This window comes from Microcoleus sp. Pol12B4 (assembly GCF_036701385.1).
Classification (GTDB): domain Bacteria; phylum Cyanobacteriota; class Cyanobacteriia; order Cyanobacteriales; family Microcoleaceae; genus Microcoleus.
Genome location: NZ_JAUBQR010000249.1, coordinates 1 through 9,306, shown reverse-complemented (window position 1 = coordinate 9,306; position 9,306 = coordinate 1). Strand labels below are relative to the sequence as shown.

General features: G+C 46.4%; 8 protein-coding genes and 3 pseudogenes. 8 read left to right on the top strand and 3 right to left on the bottom strand.

The window, feature by feature from the left end; all coding sequences use genetic code 11:
- Positions 1 to 230 (bottom strand): annotated as a pseudogene (locus QUA38_RS24955) (4-hydroxy-tetrahydrodipicolinate reductase); the annotation flags it as partial.
- Positions 231 to 529: 299 nt separating this feature from the next.
- Between QUA38_RS24955 and QUA38_RS24950 the strand changes: the two are divergent.
- From QUA38_RS24950 to ruvC, 5 genes and pseudogenes are all read left to right on the top strand, one after another.
- Entirely contained in the window at positions 530 to 3,052 is a 2,523-nt protein-coding gene (locus QUA38_RS24950) for an EAL domain-containing protein (RefSeq protein ID WP_333166673.1), read from the top strand.
- 123 nt (positions 3,053 to 3,175) lie between these two features.
- Positions 3,176 to 3,517 (top strand): annotated as a pseudogene (locus tag QUA38_RS24945) (DUF6883 domain-containing protein).
- An 8-nt stretch (positions 3,518 to 3,525) separates the two neighbouring features.
- Positions 3,526 to 3,831 carry a DUF4926 domain-containing protein gene (locus QUA38_RS24940; RefSeq protein ID WP_333166670.1) on the top strand — a complete coding sequence of 102 codons (306 nt, stop codon included), beginning with the start codon at positions 3,526 to 3,528 and terminating at the stop codon, positions 3,829 to 3,831.
- Positions 3,832 to 3,957: 126 nt separating this feature from the next.
- Positions 3,958 to 5,073: a magnesium chelatase ATPase subunit I gene (bchI, locus tag QUA38_RS24935; protein WP_333166667.1), complete on the top strand. Its 1,116-nt coding sequence runs from the start codon at positions 3,958 to 3,960 to the stop codon at positions 5,071 to 5,073.
- 90 nt (positions 5,074 to 5,163) lie between these two features.
- Positions 5,164 to 5,697: a crossover junction endodeoxyribonuclease RuvC gene (gene ruvC / locus QUA38_RS24930; protein WP_333166665.1), complete on the top strand. Its 534-nt coding sequence runs from the start codon at positions 5,164 to 5,166 to the stop codon at positions 5,695 to 5,697.
- 7 nt (positions 5,698 to 5,704) lie between these two features.
- Here ruvC and QUA38_RS24925 read toward each other — a convergent pair.
- Positions 5,705 to 6,322: pseudogene (locus tag QUA38_RS24925) on the bottom strand (Uma2 family endonuclease).
- A 371-nt stretch (positions 6,323 to 6,693) separates the two neighbouring features.
- Between QUA38_RS24925 and QUA38_RS24920 the strand changes: the two are divergent.
- Complete coding sequence (locus tag QUA38_RS24920; RefSeq protein ID WP_333096049.1) at positions 6,694 to 7,068, top strand: hypothetical protein; 375 nt, start codon at positions 6,694 to 6,696, stop codon at positions 7,066 to 7,068.
- A 106-nt stretch (positions 7,069 to 7,174) separates the two neighbouring features.
- On the opposite strand, the gene QUA38_RS24915 is transcribed toward QUA38_RS24920, so the two are convergent.
- A complete protein-coding gene (locus tag QUA38_RS24915) occupies positions 7,175 to 7,444 on the bottom strand; it encodes a hypothetical protein (RefSeq protein WP_190660572.1) in 270 nt (89 codons plus the stop codon).
- 219 nt (positions 7,445 to 7,663) lie between these two features.
- Between QUA38_RS24915 and QUA38_RS24910 the strand changes: the two genes are divergently transcribed.
- Both QUA38_RS24910 and QUA38_RS24905 read left to right on the top strand, forming a co-directional pair.
- Positions 7,664 to 8,887, top strand: a complete 1,224-nt coding sequence (locus tag QUA38_RS24910; RefSeq protein WP_333096051.1) for a hypothetical protein — start codon at positions 7,664 to 7,666, stop codon at positions 8,885 to 8,887.
- A gap of 10 nt (positions 8,888 to 8,897) precedes the next feature.
- On the top strand, positions 8,898 to 9,131 hold the full coding sequence (locus tag QUA38_RS24905) for a hypothetical protein (protein WP_333096052.1): 234 nt from the start codon (positions 8,898 to 8,900) through the stop codon (positions 9,129 to 9,131).
- Positions 9,132 to 9,306: the final 175 nt, after the last annotated feature.

Here is a 9,306-nt window from a genome sequence, read left to right as displayed (position 1 = left end):
TCCTGAGCTGCTAATACCAGCATTCCTTGCAAGTCGTCAGTGATGGGAACTTCTAACGGGCCGCATCCGGCTAATTCCCCGGCATCGGCGTTGAGGCACTCAGGAGAGCGGTCTACAGCCCCAAATAAGGTCATGTCACTAGCATGAGCGATCGCCTTAATTACTTCGCGGCCCATTTTGCCTGCGGCACCGTTAACAATCACCGGAATCGGAAGTTGATTCGCCATAATCTCAAAAATATCCTGAAAGTTCGATCGACTAAATTTTAACGCTTGTGCGAATTTGGGGAAACAAGGAATGAAAGACAGGATTTTTCGGCAAATCTTCAAAAACCCGGTTCCCATTCGAGAAATACTTGGCCAAATCGAGTAATTAGCTTAAAGAAACTCGGTTGCGGCACAAGGTCTGAAAAAATTACATTCAATCTCATATTAAGCTCAATTCTGTAAGAACAGACTTGTGCAAAGCTAATTTGCACCGACATATTTTTTCTGTGACTGCCAAATTCTCTCGAAATCTTCGATATGTCATGTCTGTCGCAACTGGTCTCAACCTGAGTTATCAAAACCGACGGGTCAGGATTTTGCCTGCAATGCTTGCGGGCGCGACTGTAACGCTGCTGAATATGGGAGTTCGGCAGTTGGGAGGCCTGCAAGGCTTGGAATTGGGGAGTTTTGACTCGTTAGTGCGCTTGCAGCCAGATTCGGGCCCCGATCCGCGACTGCTGGTAGTGGGAATTTCTGAGGCCGATATTCAAGCTTTGGGGAGATTTCCGATTTCCGACGGCGCGATCGCCCAAACCTTGACAAAACTGCAAAAGTATCAGCCAAAAGTTATCGGTTTGGATTTGTATCGGGATTTGCCTCAAGCGCCGGGACACGAAGAATTGCTGGCCGGGCTGAAAGCACGGAATGTTGTGGCGATTTATAAATTGAGCGATTCAGAAAGTGAGGGAGTGGCTGCGCCCCCGGGGATACCGCCCGATCGGCTCGGTTTTAACGACTTCGTGCTCGATCCTGATGGCGTTGTACGCCGCAATTTGCTCTCAGTCTCGCAACCAGACAAAAAGATTGCTTTATCGTTTTCTGTGCAAGTGGCTTTGCTGTATCTCAAAGACAGAGTACAGCAGAAAAATAGTTCTGTTCATCCCCACCAAATCAACTGGGGAAAGGCAGAATTTGTGCCTTTAACTTCTCACAGCGGCGGCTATGCAAATCTCGACGCCAAAGGCTACCAAATTCTGCTCAAATACCGTTCTGGTAAGGATGTGGCGCGACAAGTCAGTATCACGCAGGTATTGAAGGGGGAAATTGAACCAAGCTGGGTTAAGGACAAAATTGTGTTGATCGGGACGACTGCACCGAGCACCAGAGACGTGTTTCTGACGCCCTACAGTCCCGTTAAAAAGCAAAGTCCGAAAATGCCGGGAGTGCTGCTGCACGCGCAAATGCTCAGCCAAATATTGAGTGCAGTTTTGGATGGGCGATCGCTCTTTTGGGTGTGGCCGGAATGGGCGGAAATTTTGTGGAACGGTGCTTGGGCGATGGTTGGCGGGGTTTTGGCTTGGCGGATTCAGCATCCTGTGAAGGCGGGATTGGCTGGGGGTGCGGGATTGATGGGACTGTTGGGGATTAGTTATGGGATTTTTACTGGGGGTGGGTGGGTACCGTTAGTGTCGCCGACTTTGGGTTTGGTTGTGACTGGTGTGGGTGTCAGTGCTTACAGAAAGCTTTACGATGCTTTTCACGATTCTCTGACGGGTTTGCCCAACCGGGATTTGTTCGTGGATTGCCTGGGGCGGGCGATCGCCAATACTAGGGGTCGGCGTAGCTATCTGTTTGCGGTGCTGTTTCTGGATTTAGACAGGTTTAAGGTGATTAATGATTCTTTGGGTCATTTGGCGGGGGACGAACTGCTGATGTCGGTGGTGCAGCGGTTGAGGGCGATTATTGGCTCCGGGAATACTGTGGCGCGGGTGGGGGGTGACGATTTTGCGATTTTGGTGAGGAATGTTGATGTTGGCAGTGCGGTGGATTTGGCCGGTCGCATTCACCAAGCTTTAATTGTGCCTTTTGATTTGAAGGGGCAGGAGGTGTTTGTGACGGCAAGTATCGGGATTGCGGTGGGCGGCGAACCTGCTGCTACTGTCAGGGAACAGCCGGAACACTTGCTGCGGGACGCCCACACGGCGATGTACCGGGCGAAGGCTTTGGGAACGGGAAGGTATCAGGTGTTTAATGCTTCGATGCACGCTTTGGCGGTGGAGAGATTGCAGTTGGAGACTGATTTGCGGGTGGCCTTGAAGCGTCAGGAGTTTTTGCTGCATTACCAGCCGTTTGTATCTTTGGCAACTGGTAGGATTATTGGGTTTGAGGCTTTGGTGCGCTGGCAGCACCCGCTGCGAGGTTTGATTTCGCCGGTGAAATTTATTCCGGTGGCTGAGGAAACGGGGGCAATTGTGCCGCTGGGTGAGTGGGTGTTGGAGGAGGCTTGCTGGCAGTTGCGGCTTTGGGAGGGAATGTTTGATTTCGATCAGCCTTTAATTATGAGTGTAAATTTGTCGGGAAAGCAGTTTGCCCAGCCGGATTTGGTCGATCGCATTCAGATGATTTTGGAAACAACGGGTTTGAGTGCCGATAGTTTGAAGTTGGAGATTACTGAGAGTGTGGTGATGGATGATGTGGAGTCGGCGATCGCGGTTTTAAAGCACATGAAGGAGCTTAATGTCAAGTTGGGAATTGATGATTTTGGCACTGGCTATTCGTCGTTGAGTTATTTGAGTCGTTTTCCTACGGATACTTTGAAGGTTGATAAGTCGTTTGTGGGGCGGATGGAGCTCGAAAGCGAGGGGGAGAATGTGGCGATCGTCCGCACGATTGTGGCGCTGGCTCACGCTTTGGGTATGGATGTGATTGCTGAGGGTGTGGAGACGGCGGCACAATTAGCTAGATTAAGGGCGATCGGCTGCGAATACGGTCAGGGTTATTTTTTTGCTAAGCCGTTACCGAGCGAGGCTGCGACTGCTTTGATGGCTTCCGAGCCACAGTGGTAGTCATTAGTCATTAGTCATTAGTTATTAGTTATTGTACCTTAGAGCTAAAATTGAAAGTCGATCGGGTTCCCAAAACAGCTCTTTAATCTGGTGGATGCTAAAATTAGTGTTATCTCAACAAACATGAAGCTAAAAGAACTTGTCAGTCATCTCGTTATCGATTATCGACAATTAACAGAGTATGCTCTTAATTTAGATAATCCAGTCGGTAGCCATCAAGCTGTAATATTTCAGCGTCGTTTAGAATTGTATCAATAAAACTATGAGTTACTGTTAGCACAGATTTTAACTAAAACTCTTGATACGGAAGCAGTTTTAGGACTAAATGACAAACACGGACAGCGCTATGCTGTAGAATTTGTAATTCTGGGCATACAAGGACAGCAGGAGATTTTCCGTACAGCTTGGATCGTAGAACCGGGTAGTAATAGGGCGAGACTGGTAACACTATTCGTTCGGAGGTAAGCACGATCGTGCCAGAAGTATTTGATGTAGTAGAATTGTTAGTAACATTGCCTGAATATAATTTACACCTAGGTGCTAGAGGGGCTATTGTAGATTGTTATGATGAGGGAAATTACGAAATAGAATTTAGCGATCGCTCTGGCGAAACTATAGCTTTGTGCACTCTGTCTTCCGAGCAGTTTTTAGTCGTGTGGAAGGCGCAAGAAAGGCGTTGGTTGTCTGTATCTGAGCTATTAGCTGCGATGGTTGAACGTTTGTCTGATGAACGCCAGCAACAAATTTTAGAGTTGGCGTGTTCTGTGTCTCAGAAATAGTCTGTTTTTGGCGGCGTTTTGAGAGGAATCACACAAACTCTGCACTTGGATTTCAAGGCTGCAGATCGACTGTTGTCCGCTTGTATGTCACAATAAACAAGCAATTATTATATTTTGAGTTATCCTGTGAGTCCTACTGCCGAAGTCAGCAATACCCTAAATGCGGGCGTTCTACCAACCGTTACCGCTACCCCAGCCCGCCGCGCTGTTTTTCCCTTCACTGCAATTGTTGGTCAGGAGGAGATGAAACTGGCGCTGCTGTTGAATGTCATCGATCCCAAAATTGGCGGGGTGATGATTATGGGCGATCGAGGTACTGGTAAATCTACCACAATCCGCGCCCTCACTGATTTGCTGCCGGAAATTGAGGTGGTGGCTGACGATCCTTTTAACAGTCATCCCAGCGATCCAGATTTGATGAGCGATGAGGTGCGCGATCGCACTTTATCTCAAACTGACATTAAAATCGCGCGCAAGAAAGTTCAAATGGTAGACTTGCCTCTGGGCGCTACCGAAGACCGAGTTTGCGGTACGATCGACATTGAGAAAGCTTTGTCGGAAGGAGTTAAAGCTTTTGAACCCGGCCTTTTAGCTAAAGCTAACCGCGGCATTCTGTACGTTGATGAAGTCAATTTGCTCGACGATCATTTAGTCGATGTTTTGCTCGACTCGGCCGCCAGCGGTTGGAATACTGTTGAAAGAGAAGGCATTTCGATCCGCCACCCGGCTAAGTTTATTTTAATCGGTTCTGGCAACCCAGAAGAAGGAGAATTGCGGCCGCAGTTGCTCGACAGATTCGGGATGCACGCAGAAATTCGGACTGTAAAAGATCCGAATTTAAGAGTGGAAATTGTCGAGCAGCGATCGAGTTTTGACCAAAATCCAGCGGAGTTTCTCGCGAAATACCAGCGCGAACAAGATGAACTGCAGCAGAGGTTGGTGGAAGCCCAGGAAAGATTGAAATCGGTAAATATCGATCGAGAGTTGCGAGTAAAAATCTCCCAAGTTTGCGCGGAATTGGACGTAGACGGGCTGCGGGGCGATTTGGTGACAAATCGGGCTGCGAAAGCTTTCACGGCTTTGGAGTGTCGCACGGAGGTGACTGTGGACGATATTCGCCGGGTGATGACTCTGTGTTTGCGGCACCGGTTGCGGAAAGACCCGCTAGAATCAATAGATTCGGGGTATAAAGTGACTAAAGTGTTCGATCGGGTATTCGGTCTAGAAACAACTGAGGAGTAATTAATAATTGGTAATTGGTAATGGGTGGTGAGGAAACATTTCTAAAATTTTTAATGCCTCTTTCCCCATTTCCAATTACTAATTCGGGCAATGGAAAAAAGAATTTTAGGATTAGATCCCGGCTTAGCAAATCTCGGCTACGGGGCAATTTGCTGTAAAATTGTCCCCGGTAAACAAGATGAAAACTTTGTTTCCATGATTGATTGCGGCGTCATACAAACAACGCCAAAACAGGAAATGGGACAGCGGTTAAAAACAATTTACGACGATTTGCACGAGGTAATTGAACAGATTAAACCCGATCTAGCAATTGCCGAAAAACTGTTCTTTTACAAGATGGGAAATACCATACTTGTAGCGCAAGCGCGGGGTGTTTTGACCCTAGTATTGGCGCAGTGTGGAGTGCCGCTGTTCGAGTTTACGCCGGCTCAAATTAAGCAAGCTTTGACTGGCCGCGGTAATGCGGATAAATCTGAAGTGCAAGAGGCAGTGGCGCGGGAGTTAGAGTTGGGTTATATTCCGAAACCGGACGATGCCGCGGATGCTTTGGCGGTGGCTTTGACTGGTTGGTACGATGATGATATTTGTCCGAAGAAAATACAGTTGGAAACAGGAAAAATTTGAGGCAAAATCAAATCATCGGCAAATTAAGCACAAATCCGGGCAGGACATCTTCTCCTGATAAACTCACAGGAAACTCTGCAATCTCTACCTCGCGAGAAGGGCGATAAATTTCTACTTGTTCGTCTTGAGGATTAATTAGCCAACCCAAGCGCAACCCGCTGTTGAGGTATTCCTGCATTTTCTCCTGAAGGGGTCGCAGCGGGTCTGTGCGCGATTCCCTACCCTTCGGGAACCCCTGCGGGGAACGGGATAGCTTCGCTTCACGCAATTCAATGACAAAATCAGGACAAATTGGCGGAAATTTCTCTTGTTGTTCTTCTGTTAAAGCCGAGCATCTTTCCAAGCTAACCCAAGCCGCGTCTGGAGAGCGATCGCCATTATTTGGCAACCAAAAAATTGTGGAAGAACTAAACACTTTCCCTAGCTGCGTTTGACGGTTCCACAAGCCCAACTCTGTAATTAAATCTGCTTCTCAATTGCCGCTGACTCCGCCTACTGGTGACATAATAATAATTTCTCCTTTAGCAGTTCGTTCAAATTGCCAGTCTCGATTCATCTGCCATAAACGGTAAAACTGTTCGTCTGTTAGTTCGACAGTATCTAAGTTTAAAGTAACGGTTGTCATTCTTCCCAACTCCCTAGAAATATGAGTTCTGCAAACCTATTTTAGCGCTGCTTTTTGTCAAGGATCGACGAAACTAATCTAATTTAACATCAGTCCTCTGCAAAAACAGTTAAGCTTTGAAATGGGTTTAAACATCAGGCGGCTTAGGGCGTTAATGCCAGATATTGATCGCATTTAACATCAGTCCTCTGCAAAAACAGTTAAGCTTTGACACGGGTTCCAACCCCAGGCGGACTATTGCGAAGTCCAAAATATTAGTTGAAAATGTAATGAGGTTCGATCTCCCAATTTCACCTTCACTCCAAAAAATGCTATAATATCAACTTTAATTGCTAAACTTGTCCCGCCAGCAGAGAACACAGGAAAATAATATGATGATTATTACCTCCCAACAAATTGCCCAGTTTCGCTCGCAATTAGCCGAATATCCCGAAGCCCTAAAAGCCCTAGACGCAATCGAAGATTGCGAAGGTAACATCGAGGATGCAGCGATATCTCTAGCAATTCAAGCCGGACAAGAACCGAATATATCAGAAAATTGGTTAGACGGATTAGCCAAAAGATGCCGCGTTGCTATCTGCAAATCCGAGGTTAAAGAAGAGTTGGCAAACGGACAATTGAATGCAGCATTTAGAGATTTAGTGGCAGCAAAAATTTGCCCTGATATTTTGGTAACTTCGGTGATTATTTATGTATTTAAAAGTGGGGTGAATGAGTTTTGCGAGCCTCTAGAATATAAACTTTAAAGCCATAGCTGCATTTAAAAATTAGGTGAAGCAAAGCTATCCCGAAGGGTAGGGAATCGCCCTCATTTCTCAAAACATGATACAACGAGGCGATCGCAACTCTTCTCTACCCCTTTGCACTACTGTACCCAGCCGGCCTCAAATCCGGCGACAAACCCAAAGATTTCCCCAGCAAACGAGCAAGTTGCACTAAAAAATTAGCAGTATCTTCGTCACCTTCGCGCGCCATTGAAGCCGATATCTGGATTAGCATTTGCACAAATCCCGCATCAATTAAATCGGAACACGAGCTCAAAACCTCTGGTTCTTGGCCGTTGGGACAAGTAAGCACTCGCTCGATTAAGTTCAAATAAGCCTCTTGGCGTTCTGGATTCATTTTGGCAGAAGCTGTACAGTAAATAATTTATTATTACGTTTAACTCAGTCCTGTCAATCAGGCGATCGAATAAGCGATCCCCGTTTTTACTCTAGAAACTCCATTCAGTCAGGAATAGACAGAAGCTTAAAGAAAATCTTAAGTTTCTCAATGCTAGTTTAGTCGAGGTAAGGTGCGCCGAGGTGTACCCTACTATTACGGGACTTAGGAATATACACAATGAAAATAGGAATATTTTTAGGAAATCTAGGAAACCCCGCCATCTACTATCCCAAACTCGCCACAATTACCGGCGGAGTCGCGGCGAGTATTTTTCTTTGCCAATTATTGCAATGGCAATCACAACATTCCAACTCCGGCGAATGGGTAAAAACCAACAGCAGCGAAATTGAAAAAGCCACCGGTTTAAATCACGAAGAACAAGAACTCGCGAGACGCCTGCTCAAAGTGCGATCGCTCCTGAAAGAAAAATTAACAAATCCCAACACGGACACCCTAGAACTCTGGGCTGACATTGATGCTTTCGAGGAAAAACTTAATAACTTTTGGACACCGAATCCGCCAGATATTATAACACAGATAAGCCGCGAAAGTCACAATCACCCTGTAGAAATCTTCCGCGAAACATCACCCCCAAATCATGTAGTTAAAACCGACAAATATTTCGGGCAACCCCGCCAGCAAATAGCCGTTGCTGTCACCCCTCATTACCGATTTAGCGGCCCTTGGAATTCCCAAGAAGAACTGCACAACTTTCAGCGAGCTTTAGAAGCATATGCTCAAGAGCACAGCTTAGGATTTGGCAATCCTTCTGGATGGGCATTTAAAATTATTGACAGCATGACAAAAGGCTTAACCTCGACTTTTTGGGAGGAATTTATCGCCGGAATTCCTTTAGGAGAAAGTCAGAAAGTTAAGCGAGATTGGGAAATCGAACCGGAAGTGCCTTATCCTGCTTTTGAAGAGGAGCGAATTCAGTATTACGTGCACAAAGGCGAACCGCTAGAAGCAGCAGTCTCTAAAGCCCGTGCTGATTTGAGAAACCCGGTTTTGGGCAAAGATTTGTGGGAGGGATTTTTGCGAAAGTGCGATCGCCTTGCCGATGATGCACTCAAAGCCAAAAACCAGGGCGTTGACACACCATATCTGCCCTCTTCCTTCAACGAAAAACCGCAAATCACCAAGGATAGCGTTATGCGGAAGTTAGGGGCGATCGCGCCGCAATTAGCCCTCAATCAATCCACATCTGAAACAATTGCTGAACCGGCAAAACTCGAACAAAAAGAGCTGCCAACCGCAGCCGAAATCCCCACTATTTTCTCTTTGCAAAAAGCTTACCAAACTCCTCTCGGCAGAAGTATAGTTGAACAACAAATCGGTGCTAACCCCGAATGGGGCTACGAAATAGTTGACGGTGAAATAGTCGAATCAATCCCTTTTTAATGAGGCTGATATGAAACGAATTAGCGAGATTAATCCGCTGGGAGAAGAGCGACAAAATCCTTCTGAGGAAGAGAGAGAAAAACTGCGGCGGTCAAGATTGCAGCGAGAAAGAGATGAAGGATATCAAAAGTTAGTTGAACTCTGCAATTTGGGCGAATATGACATAGCCCAGCAGTTGGCAAATCGACATTTTAATTGGGGTTATGAAATAGTTGATGGAATTGTGATGGAAAGGATAGATTAGGTTCGCAGTTATCCCATTTGTCACTTTCATGGGCGGGCAAGATGCCCGCCCCACAAAAATTTAATATGTCGTGGAACAGGCATCTTGCCTGTTCCTAATACAGCACTTCCGGATGTTATGAGGTACAGTAGCAGCAATTAGTAAACCAGTTTTTAAGATGTTTCGGATTAATTAA

Bases quoted from the DNA above. Each gene is read 5' to 3' on its own strand.
- QUA38_RS24950 (WP_333166673.1), top strand. From the start codon at position 530: ATGTCTGTCGCAACTGGTCTCAACCTGAGTTATCAAAACCGACGGGTC.
- ruvC (WP_333166665.1), top strand. From the start codon at position 5,164: ATGGAAAAAAGAATTTTAGGATTAGATCCCGGCTTAGCAAATCTCGGC.
- QUA38_RS24920 (WP_333096049.1), top strand. From the start codon at position 6,694: ATGATGATTATTACCTCCCAACAAATTGCCCAGTTTCGCTCGCAATTA.
- QUA38_RS24915 (WP_190660572.1), bottom strand. From the start codon at position 7,444: ATGAATCCAGAACGCCAAGAGGCTTATTTGAACTTAATCGAGCGAGTG.
- QUA38_RS24910 (WP_333096051.1), top strand. From the start codon at position 7,664: ATGAAAATAGGAATATTTTTAGGAAATCTAGGAAACCCCGCCATCTAC.
- QUA38_RS24905 (WP_333096052.1), top strand. From the start codon at position 8,898: ATGAAACGAATTAGCGAGATTAATCCGCTGGGAGAAGAGCGACAAAAT.